25 protein-coding genes and 1 pseudogene are annotated in these 25,174 nt (G+C 65.1%); 12 read left to right on the top strand and 14 right to left on the bottom strand.

From position 1 onward, the window contains the following. Nucleotides 1-513: 513 nt before the first annotated feature. Both AC1MDG_RS04980 and AC1MDG_RS04975 read right to left on the bottom strand, forming a co-directional pair. On the bottom strand, nt 514-1,095 hold the full coding sequence (locus AC1MDG_RS04980; protein WP_479807919.1) for an alpha/beta hydrolase family protein: 582 nt from the start codon (nt 1,093-1,095) through the stop codon (nt 514-516). Further along, nucleotides 1,050-1,442 carry an alpha/beta fold hydrolase gene (locus AC1MDG_RS04975; protein WP_479807918.1) on the bottom strand — a complete coding sequence of 131 codons (393 nt, stop codon included), beginning with the start codon at nt 1,440-1,442 and terminating at the stop codon, nt 1,050-1,052. The genes AC1MDG_RS04980 and AC1MDG_RS04975 overlap by 46 nt, the downstream gene beginning before the upstream one ends. 168 nt (nt 1,443-1,610) lie before the next feature. Here AC1MDG_RS04975 and AC1MDG_RS04970 point away from each other — a divergent pair, with 168 nt between their 5' ends. Both AC1MDG_RS04970 and AC1MDG_RS04965 read left to right on the top strand, forming a co-directional pair. After that, nucleotides 1,611-2,492, top strand: a complete 882-nt coding sequence (locus tag AC1MDG_RS04970) for a hypothetical protein (protein ID WP_479807917.1) — start codon at nt 1,611-1,613, stop codon at nt 2,490-2,492. Nucleotides 2,493-2,875: 383 nt separating this feature from the next. Then, entirely contained in the window at nt 2,876-2,980 is a 105-nt protein-coding gene (locus AC1MDG_RS04965) for a hypothetical protein (protein WP_479807916.1), read from the top strand. Between the two features lie 381 nt (nt 2,981-3,361). Here the strand turns inward: AC1MDG_RS04965 and AC1MDG_RS04960 are convergent, their stop codons facing one another. The 3 genes from AC1MDG_RS04960 to AC1MDG_RS04950 are packed head-to-tail and all read right to left on the bottom strand — an operon-like array spanning nt 3,362 to nt 5,652. Next, nucleotides 3,362-4,060 (bottom strand): hypothetical protein, encoded by a 699-nt coding sequence (locus AC1MDG_RS04960; RefSeq protein WP_479807915.1) that lies wholly within the window; start codon nt 4,058-4,060, stop codon nt 3,362-3,364. A gap of 55 nt (nt 4,061-4,115) precedes the next feature. Then, nucleotides 4,116-4,259 carry an MFS transporter small subunit gene (locus tag AC1MDG_RS04955; protein ID WP_479807914.1) on the bottom strand — a complete coding sequence of 48 codons (144 nt, stop codon included), beginning with the start codon at nt 4,257-4,259 and terminating at the stop codon, nt 4,116-4,118. Between the two features lies 1 nt (nt 4,260). Beyond that, nucleotides 4,261-5,652: an OFA family MFS transporter gene (locus AC1MDG_RS04950; protein WP_479807913.1), complete on the bottom strand. Its 1,392-nt coding sequence runs from the start codon at nt 5,650-5,652 to the stop codon at nt 4,261-4,263. A gap of 205 nt (nt 5,653-5,857) precedes the next feature. Here AC1MDG_RS04950 and AC1MDG_RS04945 point away from each other — a divergent pair, with 205 nt between their 5' ends. Continuing rightward, nucleotides 5,858-7,531, top strand: coding sequence for an FAD-binding dehydrogenase (locus tag AC1MDG_RS04945; RefSeq protein WP_479807912.1), 1,674 nt, complete (start codon nt 5,858-5,860; stop codon nt 7,529-7,531). Between the two features lie 26 nt (nt 7,532-7,557). On the opposite strand, the gene AC1MDG_RS04940 is transcribed toward AC1MDG_RS04945, so the two are convergent. Next, entirely contained in the window at nt 7,558-8,088 is a 531-nt protein-coding gene (locus AC1MDG_RS04940; protein ID WP_479807911.1) for a GNAT family N-acetyltransferase, read from the bottom strand. A 38-nt stretch (nt 8,089-8,126) separates the two neighbouring features. Between AC1MDG_RS04940 and AC1MDG_RS04935 the strand changes: the two genes are divergently transcribed. Next, nucleotides 8,127-9,020, top strand: coding sequence for a potassium channel family protein (locus AC1MDG_RS04935; RefSeq protein ID WP_479807910.1), 894 nt, complete (start codon nt 8,127-8,129; stop codon nt 9,018-9,020). Nucleotides 9,021-9,142: 122 nt separating this feature from the next. On the opposite strand, the gene AC1MDG_RS04930 is transcribed toward AC1MDG_RS04935, so the two are convergent. Further along, nucleotides 9,143-9,853: an excalibur calcium-binding domain-containing protein gene (locus AC1MDG_RS04930; RefSeq protein ID WP_479807909.1), complete on the bottom strand. Its 711-nt coding sequence runs from the start codon at nt 9,851-9,853 to the stop codon at nt 9,143-9,145. 45 nt (nt 9,854-9,898) lie between these two features. After that, nucleotides 9,899-11,290: a GmrSD restriction endonuclease domain-containing protein gene (locus AC1MDG_RS04925; RefSeq protein WP_479807908.1), complete on the bottom strand. Its 1,392-nt coding sequence runs from the start codon at nt 11,288-11,290 to the stop codon at nt 9,899-9,901. Nucleotides 11,291-11,604: 314 nt separating this feature from the next. Between AC1MDG_RS04925 and AC1MDG_RS04920 the strand changes: the two are divergent. Next, nucleotides 11,605-12,128 (top strand): annotated as a pseudogene (locus AC1MDG_RS04920) (MFS transporter); the annotation flags it as partial. Nucleotides 12,129-12,379: 251 nt separating this feature from the next. Next, nucleotides 12,380-13,489: a response regulator gene (locus AC1MDG_RS04915; RefSeq protein WP_479807907.1), complete on the top strand. Its 1,110-nt coding sequence runs from the start codon at nt 12,380-12,382 to the stop codon at nt 13,487-13,489. A 520-nt stretch (nt 13,490-14,009) separates the two neighbouring features. Here the strand turns inward: AC1MDG_RS04915 and AC1MDG_RS04910 are convergent. Next, complete coding sequence (locus tag AC1MDG_RS04910; RefSeq protein WP_479807906.1) at nt 14,010-14,345, bottom strand: hypothetical protein; 336 nt, start codon at nt 14,343-14,345, stop codon at nt 14,010-14,012. 208 nt (nt 14,346-14,553) lie between these two features. On the opposite strand from AC1MDG_RS04910, the gene AC1MDG_RS04905 reads away from it, so the two are divergent. Next, the gene (locus tag AC1MDG_RS04905; protein ID WP_479807905.1) at nt 14,554-16,260 is read left to right on the top strand and encodes a RecQ family ATP-dependent DNA helicase; all 1,707 of its coding nucleotides are present in this window, start codon (nt 14,554-14,556) and stop codon (nt 16,258-16,260) included. Nucleotides 16,261-16,293: 33 nt separating this feature from the next. After that, a complete protein-coding gene (locus tag AC1MDG_RS04900) occupies nt 16,294-17,595 on the top strand; it encodes a hemolysin family protein (protein WP_479807904.1) in 1,302 nt (433 codons plus the stop codon). A 24-nt stretch (nt 17,596-17,619) separates the two neighbouring features. Here the strand turns inward: AC1MDG_RS04900 and AC1MDG_RS04895 are convergent, their stop codons facing one another. From AC1MDG_RS04895 to AC1MDG_RS04875, 5 genes are all read right to left on the bottom strand, one after another. Next, a complete protein-coding gene (locus AC1MDG_RS04895) occupies nt 17,620-18,387 on the bottom strand; it encodes an amino acid ABC transporter ATP-binding protein (RefSeq protein ID WP_479807903.1) in 768 nt (255 codons plus the stop codon). Then, on the bottom strand, nt 18,384-19,475 hold the full coding sequence (locus tag AC1MDG_RS04890; RefSeq protein ID WP_479807902.1) for an amino acid ABC transporter permease: 1,092 nt from the start codon (nt 19,473-19,475) through the stop codon (nt 18,384-18,386). Before AC1MDG_RS04890 ends, AC1MDG_RS04895 begins: the two co-directional genes overlap by 4 nt. A 6-nt stretch (nt 19,476-19,481) precedes the next feature. Continuing rightward, nucleotides 19,482-20,384, bottom strand: a complete 903-nt coding sequence (locus AC1MDG_RS04885; protein WP_479807901.1) for an ABC transporter substrate-binding protein — start codon at nt 20,382-20,384, stop codon at nt 19,482-19,484. 81 nt (nt 20,385-20,465) lie between these two features. Further along, nucleotides 20,466-21,737: an alpha-hydroxy acid oxidase gene (locus AC1MDG_RS04880; RefSeq protein ID WP_479807900.1), complete on the bottom strand. Its 1,272-nt coding sequence runs from the start codon at nt 21,735-21,737 to the stop codon at nt 20,466-20,468. A gap of 152 nt (nt 21,738-21,889) precedes the next feature. After that, entirely contained in the window at nt 21,890-22,756 is an 867-nt protein-coding gene (locus AC1MDG_RS04875; RefSeq protein WP_479807899.1) for a DUF1295 domain-containing protein, read from the bottom strand. A 118-nt stretch (nt 22,757-22,874) separates the two neighbouring features. On the opposite strand from AC1MDG_RS04875, the gene AC1MDG_RS04870 reads away from it, so the two are divergent. The 4 genes from AC1MDG_RS04870 to AC1MDG_RS04855 are packed head-to-tail and all read left to right on the top strand — an operon-like array spanning nt 22,875 to nt 25,147. Next, nucleotides 22,875-23,360, top strand: coding sequence for a MarR family winged helix-turn-helix transcriptional regulator (locus tag AC1MDG_RS04870; protein ID WP_479807898.1), 486 nt, complete (start codon nt 22,875-22,877; stop codon nt 23,358-23,360). Continuing rightward, nucleotides 23,357-24,610: an AMP-binding protein gene (locus AC1MDG_RS04865; protein WP_479807897.1), complete on the top strand. Its 1,254-nt coding sequence runs from the start codon at nt 23,357-23,359 to the stop codon at nt 24,608-24,610. Before AC1MDG_RS04870 ends, AC1MDG_RS04865 begins: the two co-directional genes overlap by 4 nt. Continuing rightward, the gene (locus AC1MDG_RS04860) at nt 24,585-24,719 is read left to right on the top strand and encodes a hypothetical protein (RefSeq protein WP_479807896.1); all 135 of its coding nucleotides are present in this window, start codon (nt 24,585-24,587) and stop codon (nt 24,717-24,719) included. Before AC1MDG_RS04865 ends, AC1MDG_RS04860 begins: the two co-directional genes overlap by 26 nt. Further along, nucleotides 24,716-25,147 carry a DUF2177 family protein gene (locus AC1MDG_RS04855; protein WP_479807895.1) on the top strand — a complete coding sequence of 144 codons (432 nt, stop codon included), beginning with the start codon at nt 24,716-24,718 and terminating at the stop codon, nt 25,145-25,147. Before AC1MDG_RS04860 ends, AC1MDG_RS04855 begins: the two co-directional genes overlap by 4 nt. Nucleotides 25,148-25,174 lie beyond the last annotated feature (27 nt).

Genomic DNA, 25,174 nt, shown 5'->3' with positions numbered 1-25,174 from the left:
TTCTGCTAAAGCGTTTGATCACCATGAACTTAGCGTCCTTGGGCAGATTGATCAAGCGTTTTAGCAAACATTTTTTGTTCCTTTCGGGGGCAGCCCGCGTCGCTCCGGGATGGCGGCAGGCTCATTTTGATTAAACGCTTGACCGGCAGACCGCAATGCCAACCACGCTTTGCATTCGGTAGTTCTGGTCCGCATGGCCTCATGCCAACGGACCAAGGACTACGTGACCAAACGCCCCGCAGAGGGCAAGAGCAAACGGGGACATCATGCGCTGCCTCAAACGCTACGCAGCACGGGAAATCTACCGCCAGCTCACCAACCCGCAAGCGACTCCAGACAATTCAGATCTACGCCAAACGCGCATCGCGCTCGGCTGCACGATTGCTAGGGTCGCACGAGAGCTCGGCCAATGGCCCTCCAAAATTTCCCTCCTGGAACGCGGCCTCCTCCGCAACGACGCCTTGGCCGCCGACTACCGCCGGTGGCTAGCTGGGAACCCAGAACGAGAGGACCTCAGAGCAACGCAGCGATGTCCTGGACCGCCTGTGTGAGAGCAGCCATGGAGGACGGACCTCCGTGACCTTCGTCCTCAATGACGATGAGCCGGCTTGAATCCCAGCCCCGGTGCAGACGGCATGCGGTAACGACAGGTCCGCTGACATCCCGCCGGCCATGGATGAGGTAAGCGGGGATGCCGTTGAGTTCGTGAATTCGAGGAATGATCGCTTGTCCTTCGACGAGGAATCCGTCGTTGGCCCAGTAGTGCGTCACGAGGACTGAGAACGTCATGCGTTCTTGCTCGTCTTCAAACATCGGGCCAGGAAGCCGGCTTGGGTCCAGCGAAACGTGCGTGGACTCCCACCGATCCCAGGACAGGGCAGCACGGCGGGCGTCTTGGCGATCCTGGCCTGCAAGCCGGCGCGCGTAGGCATCGATCACGCGTTCTCCTGGTTCCGCGCCGGCCGCCTCTGCAAAGTCAGCCCACGCTTCGGGAAAGATGTGTCCAACATCTTCTGTTATCCACTGGATCTCTTCACGGCTACTTGTCGTTACTGCGACCAGTGCAATACCGAGGACCCTGCTGGGATGCTGCAACGCATAGGCGAGTGCAAGTGTGCTGCCCCAAGATCCGCCGTGACGATCCGCTTCTGTATGCCCAGATGCTGCCTTACGGCCTCGATGTCTTCGATCAAGGCTGGGGTCGTGTTCTCCGAGAGATGGTCCAGGTCGTCTTGAACGATGGGAGTGCTATTGCCGCAACCGCGTTGGTCCAAACCGATAATTAGGAATCGGCTAGGGTCGTGGCGTTTGCGGTAACCACGCCGACCCAGAGAACTGCCCGGACCCCCGTGAAGCCAGAGCACTGGGATTCCATCTGGTTCCCCGGTGGCCTCCCAATAGATCTTGGCGTTGGGCACCACCACCCAGCCGTTCCTCGTCATCAATCCTTGGTCCCCCACCCTCCCCAACAGTAGGGGAACCTGCATGAACGGGAAGAACACCGAGTGGCTCAGCTAGCTTTGACTGGCAATTTTGCAACACTTCCGGATAGGATCATTGATTTTTCTTTATCCCGCTTTCTATCTGCGACTAATAATCCTTGAATTCCAATGGTCGATTCAGCTTGCACCCTGCCGCACATAGCATTTAGCCTTGTAGTGTTCAAGTATTTTTATATGGGGGAAAAATTGGGGAAACTAAGTAAAAAGTTGGCTACAGTCGCATGCGCCGCTCTTCTTGCGGGACTTGCAGCTCAACCCGCTAGTGCAGACGAAAAAAGGACGCTTTCTAACGCCGAAATCGAGGCACAACTCGACCAGTACGTAGCAAAGAAACCTCGGGACATTGTGGGGCTTGATCGTCTCTCGAAGAGGCTCACGGGACAGGGGACGCGCGTCTCCATCAACGGCGAAGGAGAAGTGACCTCGGAGCACGCGCAAGCGGTCCTGGACGGCAAGCACTCGGGATTGACTCTGGCCGCCTTTCCTTCAGATGCCTTCGATGTCTACGTCACATACGTGCCGCTGGCGCAAGGCAGTCGCCAACTGAAGGTCTATGGCCAGTGGGACTGGAGGGACGACTTCGTGGGCCAAGCGGCTCCGGAAGACATCGCGTCACTTCAGTTCAGCTACCCCGACTGCGTCAGGCATGGAAATCTGGCGGCCAACACCGGCATGTGGGATGGTTCCGTCACCAACCGCGCCACCCTCAGAGATGCAGGTGTTTCATCAAAGGCGCCAATCTGGAACATCCACGACGGAACCTCTGGATTCGCGAATTTGACAGATAATGGGTACGTAACGTCGACTCTGAACGCGGCGAATTGCACAGTTGGTGGTCCGGCTCAAGTTGGTATCGCCTTCGCTTATGAGGCCAACCGTGGCGGCAGTGTAGTGTCTGTCTCGGCAGGTTTCGGCGCACTTAGCGTTGGTTACTCAAACCAAGGCGACGTGCTGAGGAAGTCATCACAACCAATATATGGAGCACTTTAATAGTGGATCAAACCCTACTGACGTTCTTGGTTATAATTTTCACTGCAATATTTCTGTACTGCCTTTATGGCGTTATATATCGCGCAGTGAAAAATGCAATCCGCGACTCAATAGCCGAGGCCGATCAGAGCGAGCTTGTTATCCGGAAAAAGACCGGAGACACCGATCCGCTGTAGTGCAACAAACATTTGCAGATGAAGGGTCCAGCGCAAAGGCGCTGGACCCTTCATCTGGGTCTGAAACGGTGCCAAATTCTGACATCAAGGACTCTCAGCTCTACATGACCACCCTCCAGACCGGAACCTGGGTCAAGGCGGTTTCTTTACCCCGGGATCCATGGCAGACCTTGGCGGTGGTTTGACGACTATAGGAGCATCGTCGAAGTGTTTGTGAACGCCGGGCACACGGCGCTTTCACAGCAAGTGCATTTCGCCGACGGCGACACCGGCACCCCGTTTTACGCCGACGGCGGCGCGTTACCAAGATGAGTGCTGCCCACCTGTTAGCGGACCGACGCCACGCTCTCGTCGTCGTCCGTCAGCACCGAAGGCATAGCGCCAGCCGAATGCCAGCATGTCCGCTTTCGGGAACACCGACGTCAGCAGGATGCTGAGGCCCGTTGCCGCCATGATGCCTGCAGCATGGTCATCATGATGCTGCTGCCCCACAGGCCGGTATGGACTGTGGACATGGTTCACCTATCGAGCGTGAGATGAGAGTGGCTTTACGGCGCGTCAGTTGTGACGCAGCCCATTCAGGATTGCATAGCGAACGCGGTTCAATCCAACTCACAGCGATACCGATTTCGCATAGGATTCCGTGCAGATCGGTACTAATCCCTGAGCCGGCAGCGGTTCAGCCGAGGCCGGCTACCCGTGGGTGACTGCGGCGCCCAGCAGGCCAAAGAGCGTTCCGGCCGCCAGGGCAATGAGGGCACGCTTCCCTGTGGGATACAGCCAGCGCACTGCGAACACAGCCACTGCCAGGATGACGCCGTTGACCGCGCTCAGGATGACCGCGATCCACTCGCTCCCGGTGGCCACCCCGAAGCCTCCGCCGCTGCACCCGCTGACCCCGCACCAGGCAAAACCCGCCACCATCCACTGCGGCAGGCTCAGCAAAACTGCCAGCGGCACCGCCCACCAGAGCTTTGTGACGTCCGGGGTTATCCCGCGCAATTTCGCCTTCGGGTACTGAGGCGAGGGGCCGGGCGTTCCGGGAGCGGGGACCGGTGTGTGCCTGCGGACGCTGAGGACAATCCATCGGAACACCCCCGCGTTGACCAGCGCAAGGAGAAGGTATCCGGCGTAGTAGAGGACCGTAGTCAGGCCCAATCCACTCCCGGAGCCAAAAGTCCCGACGATGAAATACGCAAACGAAACGGGCAGTGTCAGAACCACCATGGCCAGCAGCAGGCCCTCTTTGAACCCGGGATCCAGGCCCAGCGCAAGGACTCTGCTAAGCAGCGCAGCCACCACAACGGCGAACGTCACCGAGAGATAAACGACGACGGCGGTTACGGCCCAGCGCGGCAGGGCCCTTCCATTCGGCGGTGATCCACTGCCCACAACGCTCCCCCTTGACGTCATTCCGGAAACAACGCCCCGAGGGTTCCCTAATCCCTCACCCGAACAGCGCCGCGACGCCGGTCAGCGTGACGAAAACTCCGAAGAGCAGCGGAATCCCCACCAGCGCCCACGCCAGGACCAGCATGCCGGTGACAGCTTTGACGGGCGCCTGCGCGCCGCCGGTGTTTTGGGTGTTCATCTCAAGCCTCCAAGGCAGGTTCGGGCCGACGGCGGTCGGAGCGGGGTTCGTGGAACCGTGCGTCCACCGGTTTGACCAGCAGGTTGGCGGCGAAGCCCACCACCAGCAGCGCCACCATGGTCAGCAGCGCCGGCTGGTAGGACGCCGCGTTCAGCTGTCCGGGCTTGCCCTGCGCATCCAGGAACGCGTTGACAATCAGCGGCCCGGCCACCCCGGCGGCGGACCAGGCGGTCAGCAGCCGGCCGTGGATGGCGCCCACTTGGAAGGTGCCGAAGAGGTCCCGCAGGTAGGCCGGCGCCGTGGCAAAACCTCCGCCGTAGAACGAAATGATGAAGAACGCCAGCGCCACATACAGCACGGTGGTGCTGGAGCCGGCCAGCGCCAGCACCGTGTAGAGCACCGCCCCCACGCCCAGGTACACCATGTAGATGCGCTTGCGGCCGGTGAGGTCCGAGGTGGCGGACCAGGCGAAGCGCCCTGCCATGTTGCCGATGGAAAGCAGCCCCACAAAGCCGGCGGCGACGCCGGCACTGACCAGGGACACGCCGTCGGACTGTCGGAAGAAGTCCTGGATCATGGGCGCCGCCTGCTCCAGGATGCCGATGCCCGCGGTGACGTTGCAGAACAGCGCCACCCACACCAGCCAGAACTGCCGGGTCTTGATGGCGTTCCTGGCAGATACGTTCTCGGTGGTGACCAGCTTGGCGGCCTTCACCTTGGCGGGGTCGAATCCCGCCGGCCGCCAGCCGTCGGCCGGGACCCGGATGGTGAAGGCGCCGAAGAGCATGTAGGCGAGATAGACGATGGCGAGGGTCAGGAAGAGCTTGCCGACCGAATCGCCGGTGGCCACCCAGCCCTTGGCGCCGGAGTTGGGATCGTACAGCTTGAGCAGCGCGGTGGAGACGGGGCTGGCGATCAACGCGCCGCCGCCGAAGCCCATGATGGCCATGCCGGTGGCCAGGCCCGGCCGGTCCGGGAACCACTTGATCAGGGTGGACACGGGCGAGATGTAGCCGATGCCCAGGCCGATTCCGCCCACTACGCCGTAGCCGACGTACACGAGCCAGAGCTGGTGGGTGAAGATGCCGAGCGAGCCGATCAGGAACCCGCTGGCCCAGAACATGGCCGAGGTGAACATCGCCTTGCGGGGGCCGTTCCTGTCCACCCAGGTGCCCATGACCGCGGCCGAGAGCCCCAGCATCACGATGGCGATGGAGAAGATCACGCCGATCTCCGTCAGGCTGGCCCCGAAATGCTTGACCAGCGCCGTCTTGTAGACGCTGGTGGCATAGGCCTGGCCGATGCAGAGGTGGACGGCGAGCGCCGCGGGCGGTACCAGCCAGCGGTTGAATCCCGGCGGGGCGATGGTGCGGTCACGGTCAAGCCAGCCCATGTTTGCTTCCCTTGCGTGTCGAAGACGTCGATGTCAGATCGATCCAGAGGCTAAAGACCCCCCACGGCCGGTTGCCTCCAGCAATCATGTGCCCAAATCATCAGCAAACGTACTATTGGCGCGCCAAGCGGTAGGGACTTTACGACGAACGGTCCGGTAGGTTGATGCTGAACTCTCACTTACCTTCAACCAGGGCGGTTATCTGATGGACGCGGACGTCATCATCATCGGCGGCGGACTGGCCGGGCTGGTGGCCAGCAACGAGCTGGTCAGGGCCGGCAAGCGCGTGGCGATCCTGGACCAGGAGAACGCCGCCAACCTGGGCGGCCAGGCCTTCTGGTCCCTCGGCGGGCTGTTCCTGGTGGACACCCCCATGCAGCGGCGCCTGGGCGTGAAGGATTCCTTCGAGCTGGCCTGGCAGGACTGGCAGGGCTCGGCCCAGTGGGACCGGCTGGACGGCCCACTTCCGGAGGACGAGTGGGCGCAGCAGTGGGGCCGCGCGTACGTCGAGTTCGCCGCCGGCGAGAAACGCTCCTGGCTGAAGGAGCACGGCATCAAGTTCACGCCGCTGGTGGGCTGGGCCGAACGCGGCGACGGCAGGGCCGGCGGCCACGGCAACTCGGTCCCCCGCTTCCACGTCCCATGGGGAACGGGCACCGGCGTCTCCGAACCTTTCGCAGACAAGGCCCGGGCGGCCGCTTCCGCGGGCAGCGTCAAGTTCCACTTCCGGCACCGGGTGGACGGGTTAACGTTCGACGGCGGCACGGTCACCGGGGTGCGCGGTACCGTGCTGGCACCGGACGCTTCGCCGCGCGGCGTTGCCTCGAACCGGGACGCTATTGGCGAGTTTGAGCTGCGTGCGCAGGCCGTGGTGATTGCGAGCGGCGGCATCGGCGCCGATCACGGGCAGGTGCGCCGGTGGTGGCCCCAACGGCTGGGGACGCCGCCCGCGAAGATGATTACCGGGGTGCCCCGGCACGTGGACGGGCGGATGCTGAACATCGCCGACCAAGCAGGCGTCAGGCTGGTGAACCGTGACCGCATGTGGCACTACACCGAGGGCATCCAGAACTGGACCCCCGTCTGGCCGGACCATGCCATCCGGATCCTGCCGGGGCCGTCGTCGCTGTGGTTCGACGCGCTGGGCCGGCGGCTTCCCTCCCCCGGGCTGCCCGGCTACGACACCCTGGGAACCCTGCGGCTGCTGCGGACCACCCCGGACATCCAGCAGTACAGCCACTCCTGGTTCATCCTGAACCAGCGGATCATCGAAAAGGAGTTCGCCCTCTCCGGCTCCGAGCAGAACCCGGACATCACCAACCGGGACCTGAAGCTGTTGCTCCGGTCCCGTCTGGGCAGCGGCGCCGCGGCCCCCATCGAAGCGTTCAAGAAGCACGGCGCTGACTTTGTGGTGGCGGACAACCTGGCGGATCTGGTCCGCGGCATGAACGGCCTCACTTCGGAGCCGCTGCTGGACTACTCCGGGCTGCGCCGGCAGATCGAGGAACGGGACGCCGAGATCCGCAACCCCTACTCCAAGGACACGCAGATCCTGGGCATCCACAACAGCCGCCGCTTCCTGGGCGACCGCCTGTTCCGCACGGTCAAACCGCACCGGATCCTGGACCCGGCGGCCGGCCCGTTGATTGCCGTGCGGCTCCATGTTGTTACCCGCAAGACCCTGGGCGGCATCCAGACGGACCTCAGCGGCCAGGCGTTTTCGCAGGACGGCGCGCGCATCCCCGGCCTCTACGCTGCGGGTGAGGCAGCGGGGTTCGGCGGCGGGGCCCACGGCTACAACGCACTGGAAGGCACGTTCCTGGGCGGCTGCCTCTTCACCGGCCGGACCGTGGGGCGTTCCCTGGCGCGGATGCTTTAGCTGGAAACGCACCACGCCCGTCTGGCTTAAATGCGCGCCACGTCGATCCAGTAGCGCCGGAAATTCCGTCCGTTCCCGCCCATCCTCACATCCTCGAGCAGGCCTCCGCAGCGCTCGATGGTCCTGGCCGACGCTGCATTGGTGTCATCGCAGGTCAGAAGAACGCGATCAGGCTCGCCCTGCGCTGCCACACGGGCACACATTTCACGGAGCGCCCAGGACGCCGCCCCTCGCCCGCGATCGGACGGCCGGACGCCGTATCCGATGTGGCCGCCTGAGTTCAGGAGGGCCGGGGTGAGGTAGTGGCGGAAGGCAATCGCTCCCACGTACCGCGGGCCCTCCGTGATCCAGCGATAGGTGCAGGGAACAATGCCGCCCGATTCGGCGACCCGTTCAGCACCCGCCAGCCTTCGGACCCAGGCAGCGAACCCCTCCGCGGTGGTGACGTCATCGTCCGGCAGCAGCCCGGCACCGTCCTGATGGGCGCCGCCCCACTCGCAGTGGGACTCGGCAAACGACGGGTAGAAGGATGCGTCCGGGACAACAAGTTCAAACATGCACACGACTCTATGTCGAACCGCTTCTAAGATGAGGCATGGACTTCGAGGACACGCTCTGGACGGTTTTGGGTGCCGGGCTGGTTCTGCTGATGCTGGTCGACGTCTTTCGTACCCTCCTGTACCCGCACGGTTCCGGTCCCCTGGGCCGGGCGATCATGCGCGGATTCTGGCTGGTGTCCAGGAAACTGCGGGGCCGGGGCTCCTTTATTGCAGCGCCCCTGGCGATGGCCGCCGTCATAGGCGCCTGGGCGGGTCTGGCGGCCATCGGCTGGGCGCTGCTCTACCTGCCCCATCTGACGGACGGATTTATCTACGGAGCCGGGGTTCCGCTACGGGCCGACTTTGCCGAAGCCCTCTATATTTCCCTGGTCACGCTTTCCACCGTGGGGTTTGGCGACATCGTGGCAGCTCATCCGGTGCTCCGGCTGGTTGTTGCCCTCCAGGCCGTCACCGGCTTCGGGCTGCTGACAGCAACGGTCACCTGGATTCTGCAGACGTTCCCGGCCCTGAACCGCCGCCGCGCGCTTGCCCACCAGCTGACCCTGTTCAGGGAGGCTGCAGGCCCGGCGGGTGTCCTGGCGCTGGACCCCGGCCACGCTGCCGGGCTCTTGGAGTCGATTGCCGGAAACGTGGCGTCGGTGAGCATCGACCTGCTCGCGTTCCATGAGACCTACTACTTCCGTGAAATTGAGCAGCGCGGCTCCCTGCCCGCCACGGTGGCCTACGCTCAGGAGCTGGCATCCCAGGCCCAGCAGAGCGAAAGCGCTGAACTCCAGTTCGCCGGGCGGATGCTCCACGCGGCACTGGACGGGCTCGCGGACGTCCTGCGCGGCAAATTCGGCCACGTTGGAACCACGTCCGCCGATGTGTTCGACAGCTACGAGTTGCACCACCGGCATGTGAGGCGTGCGAATCCGGACGCAAGCTAGCGTAAAGGCTAGGGCTGGGTCCGGGGGATTAAGAGAACCTCTGTCCTTAAAGCCGTCTGCCGCGGGTACCTTCCAGCGAAAGAAGGCATCCACGGCAGAACGGCTGCTGCGGGAAGCGGCGACTATTTCTCGCAGGCCACTCCGTCTCGGTCGCGGTCAAGGCTGGTGCTGTAGCCCGGCTGCCCCGCATACAGCGGCGCGGCTCCTGCGGCTTTTACTGCGGTGCAGTTGGCGTAGTAGGCGGCGGCCGGCGCCTGGACTGCCGGGGCAGCGGGAGCTACGGGCGCCGCGGGAGCTACCGGCACCTGCGGGGCTGCCTTTTGAGCCGCAGCTTGCTCGGCTGCCAACTTCGCGGCAGCCGCAGCCGCATCGGCTGCAGCCTTGTCTGCTGTCGCCTTGTCAGCTGTCGCCTTGTCGGCCGCTGCTTTGTCAGCCGCAACCTTGTCCGCAGCAGCCTTTGCTGCCGCCGCCTTCTCGGCAGCTGCCTTATCCGCGGCGGCCTTGTCCGCCGCCTCCTTCTCAAGGTTCTTGACGCCGAGGTGCACGGTGGAGTCCTTCGCCACCTTCGCACCCTCCGCGGGGTCCTGGGACGTCACCTGCCAGTTCTTCTTGGACATGATCATTTTGCCGTCGACGGTGTCGTCCGCCTTGACCTTGAGTCCGAGGTTTTCCAGCTGATCCGTGGCTTTATCCAGGGTCAGGCCCATCACGCTGGGAACCGTGACAGCGTCTGCAACCTCTGCGACAGCGGTCGCAGAGGTTGCCGCCTGCTTGCCGCCGCATCCGGTCAGCATGAGGCCGGTTAGCACTGCCAGTGTCAACATCTTCTTCATTTTTCCCCCTAGGAAAGTTTGGAACTGTGGAGTGATTGGGTTTGGCTAGCTTTCGCAGGCCACGCCGTCAGAATCGCGGTCCAGGGCGGCCCGGTAGCCTGCCTGCCCCGCGTAAATGGGAGCGGCACCTGCGGCTTTCGCCGCCGCACAGTTGGCGTAGTACGCGGCAGCAGGGGCGGGCGCAACGGGAGCGGGAGCCTGGACGACAGGAGCCGGAGCAACAGGAGCGGGAGCCGGCGCAACCACAGCGGGAGCGGGCGCTGCCGGGGCAGGGACTGCCACAAAAGGCGCAGGCTCAGCAACGGCGGGTGCCGGAGCCGGCTCAGGCGCCGCAGCGGCGGGCGCCTGTTCATTCGTCGGCGCCAGCTGGCCCGAGCAGTCGGCCAGGATCCGTGCCATCGCGTCGTGCTCCGCCTGGGTGACCCACAGGCTGTACGTTGCCTTCACGGAAATCTGCCGGGCGACGTATTCGCACCGGAAGCCCTTGTTCGGCGGCAGCCAGGTGGCGGCGTCGCCGTCGCCCTTTTTGATGTTGGTGGGACCGTCGGTGGCCTGCAGGTTCAGCGGATCATTGGCGAAGGCCGTCCGCTGTTCCGTGGTCAGCTGCTGCGCGCCCTTCTGCCAGGCATCGCTGAGGGCCACAACATGGTCGACCTGGACCTTGCTGCTGGTCGCACTCCCCCGCAGGAAGCTGATGCTGGTGCCCGTGTAGGGATCCGCCAGCGTTCCGGACTGCACCTTGCAGGGGACGCTGTTCGTGTAGGTGATGCCCGTCAGGTCGCGTTTGAGGATGTCGTTCCGGGTGTCGCAGCCGTTCCGGTCAACGTCCGCCCACGCCTGCCCGAACAGGGCGCGGTCATACCCGGTCTTCGGTGCGCGGCCCTTGATCGGAAGGGTGGCCAGCAGGTCGATCGCCTTGGTGGCAAAGGCGGGCTGGGACTTCGGAGCCGTTGCGCTGACGCCCTGCGCCAGGACATAAGGACTGTCAGGATCCAGGGGTTCGCCCGTCTCCTGGGCGGTTGGAGTGGACGACGGCGTCGGGCTGGCCGACGTGGCGGCGCCCGCCATCGCTGACTCGGCGCTGGCCGTGCTGTCCGCGGAGGCCGCCTTGAGATCGGCAGACGCCGGAGGCGGGACCGTCAGTCCGCCGCCGATAAACAGGGCAAACGAAACGGCAAGGGCGGTTGCCCCTGCCTTCCGCCGGGCTGGAAGCCACGCCCAGGAGCGGCGGCCCGTCAGGAGGACGTAGAGACCGGTCAGGGCAAGCGAGATGGCCAGGAAGATCAGCGCTCCCCCGAGTCCGCTGCTCAACGCCCCCATAAGCATGAAAAGTGCGGTGGAGCCGCCAACAACGAACGTGGAAGCACGTGGTTGGCGAGGCGGTTTTGCCGCCGGATCGGAAGGCGCGGGACCCAGAAGCGTTTGAAAGTCGGACATTTTTCCCCATTGAATGAAGGCCCGAAAACCGGGCCCGCAACGTTGCCGGGCATCTGTTTTACCCGTGCAAAATCGTCTTTATGAGGGTATTTCCCTGAAATGGATAAATCGTTGAGGTTGACGAATCTTGGGCCAATACTGGGCCAGTCTTGATCTGGTCTTGATCTGGCCCGGCCGTTTCAAAGTTTCCGGCGTAATAATTGCCATTGGTGCAGAGGATACCGCCGTCGAGTCCAGCGCGTGGCCGGACTCAGCGAGGAAGACCGCACCATCCTCAGCCGCGCCGCCCACATCATGCAGGAAATGAGCGGCAAATGAGTGCCATGTTCCGCGCCCTGGAAAACCGCAACTACCGGATCTGGGCCGGCGGCGCATTGGTCTTCAACATCGGGACCTGGATGCAGCGGGTGGCGCAGGACTGGCTGGTGCTGACAGTCCTCACCAACCACTCAGGGGGCGCAGTGTGCATCACCACCGGCCTGCAGTTCCTGCCCATGCTGTTGTTCGGCCCCTACGGCGGCGTCCTGGCCGACCGGTACCGTAAACGCGTCATTCTGCTCTGGACCCAGCTGGCCATGGGGCCTCACCGGCCTGGCCATCGGACTGCTGGTGGTCACCGGCACCGCCCAGCTCTGGCACGCCTACGTTGCCCTGCTCAACGCCGCCAGCTTCGCCGCCGTCCTCTTCTCCCCGTTCCGGATCCGCACCTCCGAGCTGGTGCCGGCTGTCACCTCAAGCCGCGGCAAGCACCGAATTCCACGTCGGACCGGGCGAGTTCGGCCTGCTGGGCTCCATCATGGCCGTCGGCACCCTGGCCGGGGCTGTGCTGGCAGGCCGCGTGGTGGTCAGCCGGCGGAGCCGCCTGAACCCGCGGCCCTCAGAATTGCCTTCAGCGGCAGGCGCCAGCCCGCCGTCTGAACCCGCGGCCCTGAGCAGGCGACAGGCGGTCTTCCCCACGTCCATGCTTCGCGGGGGGGGGGGGGGGGGGGGGGGGGGGGGCACGGCCTACGGCGTGTATGCGGATCCGGGGCTTAGGGCACTGTCGGCTGGAGGCTATTAGGTCTAGGGTGGGGGTCCGGGCGTGCATGCATGAACGTCCGGGCACCGGATGGGGATCCGGTGGGGTTCGTCTTCGCAGTCGTGGGGTCGGCGTCAGGGATAGTAGCAGCGCCTTTTCGGTCTCCAAGGCGAAGGAACGGACCGGAAATGATGGCTGCCCAGGAACCCCGGCCGAAGTACACCTTGGCCAGGCAGAGCATATACATCCTCAACGGCCAGGAGGTTGTGAGGCGGGGCCTGCGCCACCTGTTGGAGTCGAATGGGTGCACTGTCGTTGGTGAGTCAGGGTCCGCGTGTGAGGCGGTACGGCGGATCCCCGCCCTGCGCCCGGATCTGGTCATACTTGACGATGATCTTCCCGACGGTTCCGGTGCTGGCGTGTGCCGGGCCGTCGCCGCAACAGATCCGTCGATCCGGTGCGTGTTGATGACTGAGGAGATCGACGAAACGGTGCTGATTGATTCCATCCTGTCCGGCGCCTGGGGGTGCTTGTCGCAGCAGGATGACAACCCGGAGCAGCTCCGGCTGATCCGCCGGGCCCTGGACGGGCACACCGCATACAGCCGCCGGTTCCAGCCAGCGCTTTTGTCCCCCTTCCCCTGGCTCAGGCCGGACCGCCCGGATCGGAGCCTCCTGAGTCTGTCCAGGCAGGAAATGAATGCCGCCATCGGTCTGGGGAGAGGGCTGAGCAACCGCCAGATCAGCCAGGAGATGTCCCTGGCGGAAAAGACCGTGAAGAATCTGGTCTCGTCCGTGCTGATGAAGCTCGGTATGGAACGCAGGACGCAGGCCGCCGTGCTCGTCACCGGCGCGCTGAGGCACTCAGAAGACCCCACCCATGGCGGCTACCGGTCCAGCCGATTCCCGGCCCTGATCGCCGAGGTCACCGCAGCGCTGCTGAACTGCACCAGCGAAGCCGGCACCGTGCCCCTCACGGACGGCATGCGTGCAGGAGGGGCCGGCCGGCTGGCCGACGCGCTTGCCGCGACCCGGGCCGGCCCGAGGAGGACCGCGCGCCGTCAATCGCTGCGACCTGGAAATCTGTGGACCCTGTGGAGGCGGCTTCGGTGGAAAGTGGCCTGTGGTGCAATTCCGGCCGGAAATGGCGTGTCGCTGGACGGGCCGCCGAGAAACTATTAATGTCTGTTAACACTGAAACCGGCATAGGCGCACACAGCGTCTGGGGAGGAGGAGTACATCAACACAGACCAACACCAAGCACAACTGTCCTATTCGTCGAAGGCCCCTTCCGAGGGGCTTTCCCTTTTAAGGGGAAATCGCAGCTTAAGGGGAAATCGCAGCCGGGCTCGCATAGCAGCCGGGCTCGCGTAAAAAAACGCTTCCAACGCCCGGAACGTTGAACTTCGGGGCGTCTTTGCCTCAGGGATCACGTCACTATCCGGCCGCGGGCCCGGGAAGCGAGCTGCGTCCACTGCCATCGTCCTTCGGGACATTGCAGCGTGGTGGCCCGCCCATCGAAACCGCCGGCTGCTTGACGGCTCCAAAGGAGCCCGGACCGGCGTTCACGTGGCCTCGGTGCTACCTGAGGCCCGCCAGGATACGGAGACGTTTTCAGCGTCACTATCACGGCCGATCCTATTGCAGCATGCGCCTTAAACGCTCCAATAGCGAACTGGACCCCAGCCTCCGCCCGCAGCGATCAGGCCTTTTGGTACCCGACGTCCCACGACTGTTGACCCCGGGCGACCTCGACCCATCCGTCGTCCTGGATCTCACGCTTGAGTTCATCGAGCGCCTGCGTCATCCCGGGGGCCCACTCCTCCTGCGGCGATATCGTCTTGCCCATGGGGAGGCCGCCCCAACTGTAGGGGGCCGCGAACGTGGCACTGGTGAAAACCGGTTGCCCGTTGACCCTGGCGACGAACTGCCACTGCTGCGTTCCGGATCCCAACCCGAGCAGCCTGACCGCCAACGAGGCGGTTTCCAGCTTGATGGTGAGGCGGCCCGGGGCGGTGGCATTCTCTTTGGGGGACATGCCATGCACGCTTCCACCGGGTGCCGCCATTGTCAACGACGCAGTAGTGCCTCCAACGGAGCGGACCCCGAAGCTGAGGCCCTTATGGCGACAATTCAGCGACGGCGAAATTGTGTGTTGCAACCCCAGCCGGATCGGCGTCCGGAACGCTAGGCTGGAGGCACGGCTGAAGACACCCGGCCACTGCACCGTCGTCCGGGAGCACACCGTGACTGTTGACCAAACACTTAGTAACCGCGCAGGGAATGAGCCAGCGTCCGACGCCGGCATCCGCCAGCTCGCGGCCGGCACCTTCGGACTCCCTCATCTCCGCGCCGGCCAGCTCGCCGGAATGCGCGCCCTCATCGCCGGCCGGGACGTCCTCGCCGTGATGCCCACCGGCTACGGCAAGTCCGCCATCTACCAGGTGGCCGCGCTCCAGCTGCACCGAAACAGCGCAACCCGCGGTCCCGCCGTCGTAGTTTCCCCGCTGATCGCCCTGCAGGAGGACCAGCTGGACGGCCTGCTGGAAACCCTCGGCGGGCAGGCCGGCGTCGCCATCAACTCCGGCCACAGCGACGCCGAAAACAACGCCGCCTGGGAAGCCGCCGAGAACGGCGACGCCGTGTTTGTCTTCCTCGCCCCGGAACAGCTCGCCAAGACCGAGACCGTGGAACGGCTCGCGGCCCTGGACGTCCCGCTGTTCGTGGTGGACGAAGCCCACTGCGTCTCCTCCTGGGGCCACGACTTCCGCCCCGACTACCTGCGCCTCGGCGAGGTCCGCGCGCAGCTGGGCAACCCGCCCGTCGTCGGCCTCACCGCCACCGCCTCTCCGCCGGTGCGCGAGGAAATCCAGCAGCGCCTGCACATGGTGGACCCGCTGGTCCTGGTGCACGGCTTCGACCGGCCCAACATCCGGCTGGAAGTCATCCGCCACCACAAGGACAAGGACAAGCGCCGCGCCGTGACCCGGCAGGTGGCCGAGCTGAAGGGCCCCGGCCTTCTGTACGCCGCCACCCGCAAGGACACCGAGGCCTACGCTGCGGAACTCACCGCCCTGGGCCTGCGCGCCGAGGCGTACCACGCAGGCCGGAAGCAGAGCGAGCGGGACAGCGTCCACCAGCAGTTCCTCGACGACGAGCTCGACGTCGTTGTGGCCACCACCGCCTTCGGCATGGGCATCGACAAACCCAACGTCCGCTTCGTCATCCACGCGGACATCCCCGATTCGCTGGACAGCTACTACCAGGAGATCGGCCGCTCCGGGCGCGACGGCCAGCAAGCCTCCGACGTCCTGCACTACCGCTCCGAGGACCTGGGCCTGCGCACGTTCTTCGGCACCCACACCCCGGACGAGGAGTCGCTCCGGGCCGTCCTCCAGGCACTGCGCGCCGCCGGCGGACCGGTGAAGCAGAAGGCCCTCGCCGAGCAGACCGGTTTCTCGCCGCGCAAGCTCACCGGACTGCTGAACCAGCTCCAGGAAACCCGCGCCGTCCGCACCGGCAAGCGCGGCATCCGGCTGAAAGCGGGCGCCAAGCTGCCCAAGGTGGTGGAACGCGCCGTCGAACACGCCGAAGCACGCCAGCGCGTGGACCGTTCCCGCATCGAGATGATGCGCGGCTACGCCGAGACGGACGCCTGCCGCCGCCAGTTCCTGCTGGGCTACTTCGGCGAGGACCTCCCCGAGCCCTGCGGCAACTGCGATACCTGCACCGACGGTTCCGCCTACGAAGAGGATTACGACGACGCCGCCGCGGCCGCAGCGGGCGGTGACCCTTTCCCGCTCCAGGCCGCCGTCCGGCACAAGGAATGGGGGCCGGGCCTGGTGATGCGGCATGAAGAGGACACGATCACGGTGCTGTTCGAGCAGGCGGGCTACAAAACGCTGTCCCGCCAGGCCGTGACGGACGGGAAGCTGCTGACGCTGGCGACGTGACCGGTTGGTGGCCGCATTCGGTAGTGTCAGGTCATGGACAGCGGCACGTTGGTCAACTTCGCCTTGGTTCTCTTCTTTGTGCTGCTGGGAGGCGTCTTTGCCGGCACCGAAATGGCGCTGGTGTCCCTCCGGGAAAGCCAGGTGCGCCGGATCGAAAAGTCGGGCAAACGCGGGGCCCGCGCCGCCGCGCTGGCCCGCAACCCCAACCGCTTCCTCTCCACCGTGCAGATCGGCGTGACGCTCTCCGGCTTCTTCTCGGCCGCCTACGGCGCGTCCACCATTTCACCCGATATCGAACCCATCCTGAAAGGCGCGGGGCTCGGCGCCGCAGCCGAGCCGGTGGCCTTTATCGGCATGACCCTGCTGGTGGCCTACCTGTCCCTGGTGCTGGGCGAGCTGGTGCCCAAAAGACTGGCCATGCAGAGCGCCGTGGGCTTCACCAAGGTCCTGGCCCCGCCGCTGGTGGTCCTGTCCGAAATCATGCGGCCCGTCATCTGGCTGCTGTCCGTTTCCACCGACGCCGTGGTCAGGCTCTTTGGCGGTGACCCGCACGCCAAACGGGAGGGCATCAGCTCCGAGGAGCTCTGGGACATGGTGGCGGAGAGCGACCTGCTGGAAGAAAGCAGCCGGCACATCCTGACCGACGTGTTCGGCGCAGGCGACCGCACCCTGCAGGAGGTCATGCGCCCCCGCACCGAGGTGACATTCATCGACGGCACCATGACCATCGCCGACGCCCGCAACATGGTGCGGGACGGCCCGTACTCGCGGTTCCCCGTGATCGGCAGGACCCCGGATGACGTCCTGGGCTTCGTCCACATCCGCGACCTGATGCCCCGGGACGAACAGCAGGACCAGGGAATAGTGAAGGACATCGTCCGCGAGCTCCTCCCGCTGCCGGGAACCAACCGCGTGCTGCCGACGCTGTCCCGGATGCGCCGGCTGGGCCACCACATAGCGCTGGTAGTGGACGAATACGGCGGCACGGACGGCATCGTCACGCTGGAAGACCTGGTGGAGGAGCTGGTGGGCGAAATCTACGACGAGTACGACACCGGGGCCGACCACGAGGACCGCGTCACCGTGGCCAACGGATCCATCGACGTGGACGGCGGCCTGATCCTGCAGGAGTTTGCGGCTGCCACCGGCATCTCACTGCCGGAGGGCCGCTACGAGACAGTGGCCGGTTTCGTCATCTCCCGGCTGGGCCGCCTGCCCGTCGTCGGGGACCGGGTGGAGGTGCCGGGCCACGTGCTGACGGTGCTCGCCATGGACAGGCTCCGCATCGCCCGGATCCGGGTGACGCCGGTGGCAGGGCAGCTGACCGAAGCCTGAGCAGGCGTCCCTGGCGGGCAGGCGTCAGAGGACCTTCGAAAGGAACGCCTTGGTCCTCTCGTGCTGCGGATCGCTGAGGACCTGCCGGGGCGGCCCGGCCTCCACCACCACGCCTTCATCCATGAACACCAGGGTGTCCGCCACCTCGCGGGCAAAGCCCATCTCGTGCGTCACCACGATCATGGTCATGCCGCTCTTGGCCAGCTCTTTCATGACGTCCAGCACCTCGCCCACGAGTTCCGGGTCCAGGGCACTGGTGGGCTCGTCGAACAACATCAGCTTCGGGTCCATGGCCAGTGCGCGGGCGATGGCCACGCGCTGCTGCTGCCCGCCGGACAGGTGCGCCGGATACGCATCCCCCTTGTCCCCCAGGCCCACGCGCTCCAGCAGTTCCATGGCCCGGGCGGTGGCTTTGGCCTTTGAGATCCCCTTCACCCGCATGGGGGCCAAGGTGATGTTCTCCACCGCGGTCAGGTGCGGAAACAGGTTGAACCGCTGGAACACCATCCCGATTTCCTGGCGCTGGAAGGCTGCTTCCTTGAGTTTCAGTTCGTAGAGCTTGTCCCCCTTCTGGCGGTAGCCCACCAGTTGGCCGTCCACCGACAGCCGGCCGCCGTCGACCCGTTCCAGGTGGTTGATGCAGCGCAGGAACGTGGATTTGCCCGAACCGCTGGGCCCCACCATGCAGAGAACCTCCCCCGGGTTGACCTGGAGGTTGATTCCGCGCAGCACCTTATTGGTGCCGAAATTCTTGGAGACCTTCTCCGCGAGCACCATCGGCGCGTCCGTCATCCTTTTCCTCCAAAGTCATTGCCCAGCGGTCCGCCGGGAACGCCCGGGGCGCCGGGACCGCCCGGTCCGCCGGGAGCCGCCGTCGGTTCCGCCGTCGTGCCTTCCTTGCCCGTCTTGGCCCGTCCGGTTCCGCGCGAGAACCGCTTTTCAATGAAGTGCTGGCCCACCATCAGCACCGAGGTGAAGAGCAGGTACCAGAGGGACGCCACAATCAGCAGCGGCACCGGCGTGAACGTCACCGCGGAGATACCCCGGGACACGCCGTAGAGGTCAACGCTCAATGGAATCGCCGCCACCAGCGAGGTGGTCTTGAGCATCGAGATCACCTCGTTGCCGGTGGGCGGAATGATGATCTTCATCGCCTGCGGGACCACCACAAACCGCATCGTCTGACCCCAGGACATGGCCAGCGCCGTCGACGCCTCCGCCTGCCCCTCGTCCACTGACAGCAGGCCGGCCCGCACAATCTCGGACATGTAGGCGGCCTCGTTGAGGGCCAGGCCGATCACCGCGGTGATGAAGAGGTTGGTGAACACCTCATTCGGGATGGTGACCCACGGGTCCATGAACGGGATGCCCAGCGTGAACACCGGATAGATGAGCGCCACGATGCCCCAGAAAACCAGCTGCACGTACACCGGGGTGCCGCGGAAAATCCAGATGTACAGCCAGGCGATGCTCTTCAGCACAGGGTTGGGCGAAAGCCGCATGATGGCCAGCAGCAGGCCGATCACGATCGCGCCGATCATCGCGTAGATGGTCAGCCACAACGTCACCCACGCGGCCTGGCTGATCCGGCGGTCGAAGATGTATTTGCCCACGTCCGCCCAGCCGTAGTCCGGGCGCTGGGCGGCATCCAGCACAAAGACCGCCAGCCCGAGGATGAGGAGCACTGCCACCACGTTCCGCCAGGGGTGGCGCAGCGGGATGGCCACGATCGCTTCCGGCGGCGCGCCGTCGTCGTCCACTGCCCTGCCGGCCCGCTGCTTCCTGGCGGAGTCCTTCATGCCCGGTTCCGGCGTCCTGCCGGGGTCCCCGTTCCTGCCGGGGTCCGCCTCAATCATCCGGCCGGATTCCGGCTCGCTCATGCTGTATCACCCCTTGGCTGCCACGTTGAGCTCCGCCGTCTTGACTCCGCCGGCTTCCACTCCCCACTTGGACAGGATCTTGGTGTAGGTGCCGTCGTCGATCAGCGTCTGGAGCGCCTTCTGGAGGGCCGGCGTAAATTCGCTGCCCTTGGCCACGGGGATGCCGTACGGCGCCACTTCGAAGGCGTCGCCGGCGGTCTGCAGCTTGTCCTTGGTCTTGGAGATCGCGTAGAGGGTCACGGGCGAATCGGCACTCATGGCGTCCACCTGTCCCACCACCAGGGCATTGGTGGCCTGGTCCTGCGCGTCGTACTTGAAGATGGTGATGGCGGGCTTGCCGGCATCGGTGCAGGCCTTCGACTTGGCGGGCACCTCGTGGGTGTCCTCATACGTGGTTGCCTGCACGGCCACCTTCAGCCCGCAGGCGTTGTTGGGGTCCACGGTCTTGCCCTTGGGGGCCGCCCACTGGATGCCGGCGGAGTAGTAGTTCACGAAGTCCACCTGCTTTTCGCGTTCCAGCGTGTCCGTGAAGGAGGACATGCCCATGTCATCCTTGCCCGCGCGCACGGCGGGAAGGATGTTGTCGAACGTGCCGATGTCGAAGTTGACCTTCAGGCCCATCACCTTGCCCAGGGCGTTGGTGAGGTCCACGGACCAGCCTGCCGGGGCGCCGTTGTCATCCTTGAACTCGTTGGGCGGGTAGTTGTTGGCCATGCCCACGTTCAGCACGCCGGCGTTCTTGATCTTCTCCGGCAGCATCGCGGCAACGGAATCATTCTTTTTCACGTCGATGGCCTCGGCGCTGCCGGAAGCGCCGCCGGTGGCGGGTGGTGCGCTGTTGTCGACGCAGCCGGAGAGCGTGAGCGCCGTGGCGATGGTGAGGACGGGGATCAGGTATCGGGTGCGCATGGCTTCCTTAGCTGTTCAGGGATGGTGGTGGCTCCCGCTACGCTGCGGGAGAAGTGCACTGTGTACTTGTTCGGAACTCGTTTAGTGCTTGGTGCCTGACGCTGTTGTTTCAAGGATTTCCCCGGAATGACGGATGTCCCGGAGAATTTCCCCGCCCCGATCTTTCACCTCGGAAATGCTGGAAACGCCTACTAACGTCATGGTACGCCGGAGTTCGTCCGAGAAGATCTCGATGATCCGCCCGACACCCGGCGAGCCCGCCGCCACCAGCCCGTACAGGTAGGCCCGGCCGATGGAGCAGGCATCCGCGCCCAGCGCGAGCGCCTTGAGGACGTCGCTCCCCCGGCGGATGCCCGAGTCCACATAGATCTCGATCGCATCGCCCACGCGCTGCCGCGATTCCTGCAGGACGTCCATGGGGCTGAGCATGTGGTCGAGCTGGCGTCCGCCGTGGTTGCTGAGCTGGACGGCGTCCAGGCCGATCCGGGCTGCCTTGTCGACGTCGGCCGGGTTGACGCAGCCCTTGAGCACGATCTTGCCGTGCCACGCCTGGCGCAGGGCCTCCAGTTCCTTCCACCCGCTGGTGGCATCCGAGTGGCCCAGGATGTGCTGCCACATGGACGGGGTGACCACGGAGGTGGCCGCTGCGCTGCGCGGATCCAAGTTGGGAAAGCTGATGCCGTCCGCCGTCAGGAAGTTGATCCACCAGGACGGCCGCCGGGCGATGTCCGCGATGGTTGAGAGTGTCAGCGCCGGCGGCGCGGTGAAGCCGTTGTGGAGGTCCCGTTCCCTGGCACCCAGGGCGCGGGTGTCGACGCCGACAATCAGGGTGGTGAATCCGGCAGCTTCGCAGCGCGCCAGTTTGTCCTTCAGCGCTTTAGCGTCGGAGGTGAGCCCGAAGTTGAACCAGCGGTCGAGGGACGGGTGGCTCTCCGCAATGGCTTCCATGGACACGGTGCTCAGCCCGGCCAGCCCGTAGGGGATGCCTGCCCGGTCTGCGGCAGCGGCGACGGCCAGTTCGCCGTCGGGATGAAACAGGCGGGTTGCCCCGGTGGGCGTCAGGGTGAGCGGGAGGGCACTGCTCTTTCCCAGCAGCGTGGTGCTGGTGTCCGGTCCCGAGACCGGGCCCCAGCTGGGCATCAGCGCCCAGGAATCGAAGACGGCACGGTTCCGTCGGAGCGTCACCTCGTCCTCGGAACCGCCGTCGAGGTAATCGAAAATCCCGGCCGGCAGGACCCTGCGTGCCGCTTTCCGGTACTCCTCCACATTAAAAGCGTTGGCCAGCACTCGGCGTCGTCGGGACAGTACGGGGGCTTTGACCTGGACGAGCTGCCTGGCCTCGCTGATTTTCAATGACGGCCTTTCCCCTTTGTGCATACGTTGTGGTTCAGCGTACGAAGCGGAAGTCCGTGCCACTATGGAGACAACGACAAATTATGGGTACTAAGTTTGGTAGCAGATACCAAAGCGGATGCGCGGCGCCGTCTTTTTTACCGCTTCTCGTTCTAAATCTTGGGGATCAGGACCGGGGTGTTCTTCTTGTACGCCTCGTAATCGGCCTGGCCGCCCCATTTCGAATCGGCCTTCTTCTCCAGGAGCGGTATGCCGCTGGCTTTGATGAGCAGCAGCGCCACGAACACCGGAGAGAGCAAGGCCACCCACTGCCAGCCTTCCAGCACCGGTATGGCGATGAGGAGCACGCCGATCCAGAGCACGATCTCGCCGAAATAATTGGGGTGGCGGGATTTCGACCACAACCCGGTGGAGATGAACTTGCCCTCATTGGCAGGGTCCGCCTTGAACCGGCCCTTCTGGTTGTCCGCCACTATCTCGATGCCGAAGCCGGCCGCCCACACCACAAAGCCCGCGAGGGCCCACCAGTCGAGTGCCACACGGGTGGCGCTCGTCATGGCAATCCAGGCAGCTGCTGCCGTGAGGACCACCCAGAGCCCCTGAATGGTCCAGGCGTTCAGGAACCGGAGGAACGAGGGCTTGATCTCATCGAAGCGATCGTCCTTGCCGTGCCTGCTGACTCGGCGGAACAGGAAGCTTCCCAGCCGCGCGGCCCACGCCACCACCATTGCCGCGAGCAGAAGCCCCCGCGCATCCACGCCCGGGGTGAGCAGGACCAGGAGGAGGGTGATGGAGATGTACGTCAGGGCGCCGGTGAGGTCGTAGAACTTCTCTGTCTGCCCCTTGAAGGCAGGGATGAACGCCACCCACTGGATGAGGAACGCAGCCCCGACTCCGAGGGCGAACAGGGGGAAACCGCCAAGTGTTGCGCCGGCCTGGCTGCCGGCCACGGCAACCAACGCTCCAATGACCACAACCACCGGGAGACTAATGAGCGCTTTACGGTCCGATTCCTTCATCAAGCTTCCTTTCAGGCGCCGGCACGAAATCCGACAAGAGCACCCGGGGCTGAATCCGCTAGCCAGCCTACTATTCAATTCTGTTTGAACATCTAACTTTATTAAGTAGGGTGGATACATGCAAATGCAAGCAGGTGAGGGCCCAAGTGCACCGACCTATCACCCGGCCGCGGTGGCGCTGCAAACCCTGTTCGCCCTCGCCAACGAAACTGAGCGCGAGATCGCACGGGGTATGGGCATCAACCTCACTGACTTCCGCGCATTGTCGGCATTGGAGCGATCGGGACCGGTGACCGTGGGCAGGCTCGCGGAGGACCTCGGAACAACGCCCGCCACCACCACTGCCATCGTGAACCGGCTGGAGAGCCGGGGCTACATGGCCCGGCACCGCGGCGCCGACGACCGTCGCCAGGTCCGAGTGAGCACCACACCGGAATACTCCACAGGAATCATGGACCTCATGCGGCCCCTGATGACTGCCACGGACCGGCACCTTCAGGCCCTGCCGGCCGCACAGCAGAGCGCCGTGGCGGATTTCCTCGACGTCGCCCAGCACCTGATGCGTGACCACCTCCGCGCACTTTCCGAGAGAGACAGCCAATGAGAGAGTTCACCACCCCGCTGCTGGTTGAGCCGTCCGTTCACCGAAACGCGACCGGGCTGCTCATGCAGCGGTTCCGGACTTCCCCCGACCACGTCGCCTTCGAGGTACGCGCCGCCGAAGCCGCGATCACGGAACCGTGGCGGCGGGTGACCACCCGGCAGTTCGTGGAGGAGGTGCGGGCCCTCGCCAAGGGCCTCATCGCCGTCGGACTCCAGCCCGGCGAATCGCTGGCCATCATGTCCCCCACCCGGTACGAGTGGGCGCTGGCCGACATGGCAGCCTGGTTCGCCGGCGCCGTCGTCGTCCCCATCTACGAGACGTCGGCAGCTCCCCAGGTGACCGCCATCCTCGGCGACGCAGGAGTGCGCCTCGCGATTGCCGGCACCGCTGGGCACACGGCCCTGCTGGAGCACGGATTGGAGCAAGCCGAAAGACCGGGCCTGGGTGTCTGGACGATGGACGCCCGCCCGGGCGCGGACCTGGCTGAGCTCGTGGCCCGGGGTGCCGGAATTTCCGATGCCGCCGTCGAGGAGCGGCGCCTGCTGGCAGACCTCGACTCGGTGGCCACCATCGTCTACACCTCCGGCAGCACCGCCGCACCGAAAGGTGCCCTCATCACCCACGGCAATTTCGTGGGGCAGGTGCTCAACGTGGCGGCCGCCTACACCGAAGTGGTCCGTGAAGGCGGCAACACCATCATCTTCCTGCCGATGTCCCATGTGCTGGCCCGCGGACTGCAGCTGATCTGCCTGGCCAACGGCATGCGCATCGCGCACCTGTCCGATCCCCGGGATGTCGTTCCCGCCCTGGGCGTCCTGCGGCCCACGTTCCTGGTGGTGGTTCCCCGCGTTCTGCAGAAGATCCAGGCGTCCGCTGCGGGCGCCGCGGCGAAGAAGCATCTGGGACGGGTGTGGTCTTCGGCGCAGCGCACCGCGGTGGCGTGGGGACGGTTCGCCGAAGCCCGCGACGCCGACCCGGGGGCCAAGGCCGGGCCGGGCCTGAGGCTGAGAGGGCAAACCGTACCTCGGCGGACTCGTGCTGCTGGATCCGGAATCCGTCGCGGCCTGGGCAGCGCGCAAGGGCATAGCGGACCTGGCCCGCTTGCGGATCCCGGACGACGGCGGCGCGGTCCAGGTCGACGACGCGCGGCTCCTCGCCGCGATCGGCAACGCTGTCAGTGCCGCGAACGCGAAGATCGCGCAGTCCGAGCAGGTGCGCCGCTTCGTGCTGCTTCTCACCGACCTCAGTGAGGCCAACGGTATAGTGACGCCCACCATGAAGCTCAAGCGCCCGGCCTTTGCCGAACGCACCCGGCACATCGTCGAAACCCTCTACGCCCAGCCAAGGAGCCAAGCATGAACGTTCGAGTCAAAAGATGGCTGCTCGCCTACGCGGCGGCCGCCGTCGTGTTCGCCGTCATCGACATTGCCTGGATCATCACCGTGGCGAACAGGCAGTACGAAAGCCAGATCGGGGACCTGCTCGCGCCCAGCGTGAACGTCGCTGGCGCCGTCGTATTCTACCTGATCTATGTCGTGGGGATCGTGCACTACGGTATCCGGCCCAACGACGCCGACGCCACCATGCGGCAACGGGTGACCGGCGCCGCCCTGTTCGGCTTCTTCACCTATGCAACCTGGGCCCTGACCGCGCTCGCCGTGCTGAAGGACTTCCCCGTCCTGGTGGCCGTGACTGACATCGCCTGGGGTGCCGGGGTGTGCAGCGCCGTCACCTGGCTGACGGCCACCGTGCTCCGGCCCGCCCGTGTCCAGCAACGTGCGTCATAGTCCCCGACGCCGCCAATACGGTCAGTA

This window comes from Arthrobacter sp. AIWTK1, assembly GCF_056680535.1.
The sequence above is the reverse complement of the archived record's forward strand: the minus strand, read 5'-3'. Positions and strand labels throughout refer to the sequence as shown.

What these genes read in the sequence shown, in the direction of transcription:
- AC1MDG_RS04875 (WP_479807899.1), bottom strand. Translation starts at nt 22,756, where the DNA reads ATGAAGGAATCGGACCGTAAAGCGCTCATTAGTCTCCCGGTGGTTGTG.
- AC1MDG_RS04900 (WP_479807904.1), top strand. Translation starts at nt 16,294, where the DNA reads ATGGACAGCGGCACGTTGGTCAACTTCGCCTTGGTTCTCTTCTTTGTG.
- AC1MDG_RS04865 (WP_479807897.1), top strand. Translation starts at nt 23,357, where the DNA reads ATGAGAGAGTTCACCACCCCGCTGCTGGTTGAGCCGTCCGTTCACCGA.
- AC1MDG_RS04855 (WP_479807895.1), top strand. Translation starts at nt 24,716, where the DNA reads ATGAACGTTCGAGTCAAAAGATGGCTGCTCGCCTACGCGGCGGCCGCC.
- AC1MDG_RS04975 (WP_479807918.1), bottom strand. Translation starts at nt 1,442, where the DNA reads ATGACGAGGAACGGCTGGGTGGTGGTGCCCAACGCCAAGATCTATTGG.
- AC1MDG_RS04950 (WP_479807913.1), bottom strand. Translation starts at nt 5,652, where the DNA reads ATGGGCTGGCTTGACCGTGACCGCACCATCGCCCCGCCGGGATTCAAC.
- AC1MDG_RS04910 (WP_479807906.1), bottom strand. Translation starts at nt 14,345, where the DNA reads ATGTCCCCCAAAGAGAATGCCACCGCCCCGGGCCGCCTCACCATCAAG.
- AC1MDG_RS04930 (WP_479807909.1), bottom strand. Translation starts at nt 9,853, where the DNA reads ATGAAGAAGATGTTGACACTGGCAGTGCTAACCGGCCTCATGCTGACC.
- AC1MDG_RS04890 (WP_479807902.1), bottom strand. Translation starts at nt 19,475, where the DNA reads ATGAGCGAGCCGGAATCCGGCCGGATGATTGAGGCGGACCCCGGCAGG.
- AC1MDG_RS04885 (WP_479807901.1), bottom strand. Translation starts at nt 20,384, where the DNA reads ATGCGCACCCGATACCTGATCCCCGTCCTCACCATCGCCACGGCGCTC.
- AC1MDG_RS04970 (WP_479807917.1), top strand. Translation starts at nt 1,611, where the DNA reads ATGGTCGATTCAGCTTGCACCCTGCCGCACATAGCATTTAGCCTTGTA.
- AC1MDG_RS04895 (WP_479807903.1), bottom strand. Translation starts at nt 18,387, where the DNA reads ATGACGGACGCGCCGATGGTGCTCGCGGAGAAGGTCTCCAAGAATTTC.
- AC1MDG_RS04915 (WP_479807907.1), top strand. Translation starts at nt 12,380, where the DNA reads ATGAACGTCCGGGCACCGGATGGGGATCCGGTGGGGTTCGTCTTCGCA.
- AC1MDG_RS04925 (WP_479807908.1), bottom strand. Translation starts at nt 11,290, where the DNA reads ATGTCCGACTTTCAAACGCTTCTGGGTCCCGCGCCTTCCGATCCGGCG.
- AC1MDG_RS04870 (WP_479807898.1), top strand. Translation starts at nt 22,875, where the DNA reads ATGCAAATGCAAGCAGGTGAGGGCCCAAGTGCACCGACCTATCACCCG.
- AC1MDG_RS04945 (WP_479807912.1), top strand. Translation starts at nt 5,858, where the DNA reads ATGGACGCGGACGTCATCATCATCGGCGGCGGACTGGCCGGGCTGGTG.
- AC1MDG_RS04940 (WP_479807911.1), bottom strand. Translation starts at nt 8,088, where the DNA reads ATGTTTGAACTTGTTGTCCCGGACGCATCCTTCTACCCGTCGTTTGCC.
- AC1MDG_RS04935 (WP_479807910.1), top strand. Translation starts at nt 8,127, where the DNA reads ATGGACTTCGAGGACACGCTCTGGACGGTTTTGGGTGCCGGGCTGGTT.
- AC1MDG_RS04955 (WP_479807914.1), bottom strand. Translation starts at nt 4,259, where the DNA reads ATGAACACCCAAAACACCGGCGGCGCGCAGGCGCCCGTCAAAGCTGTC.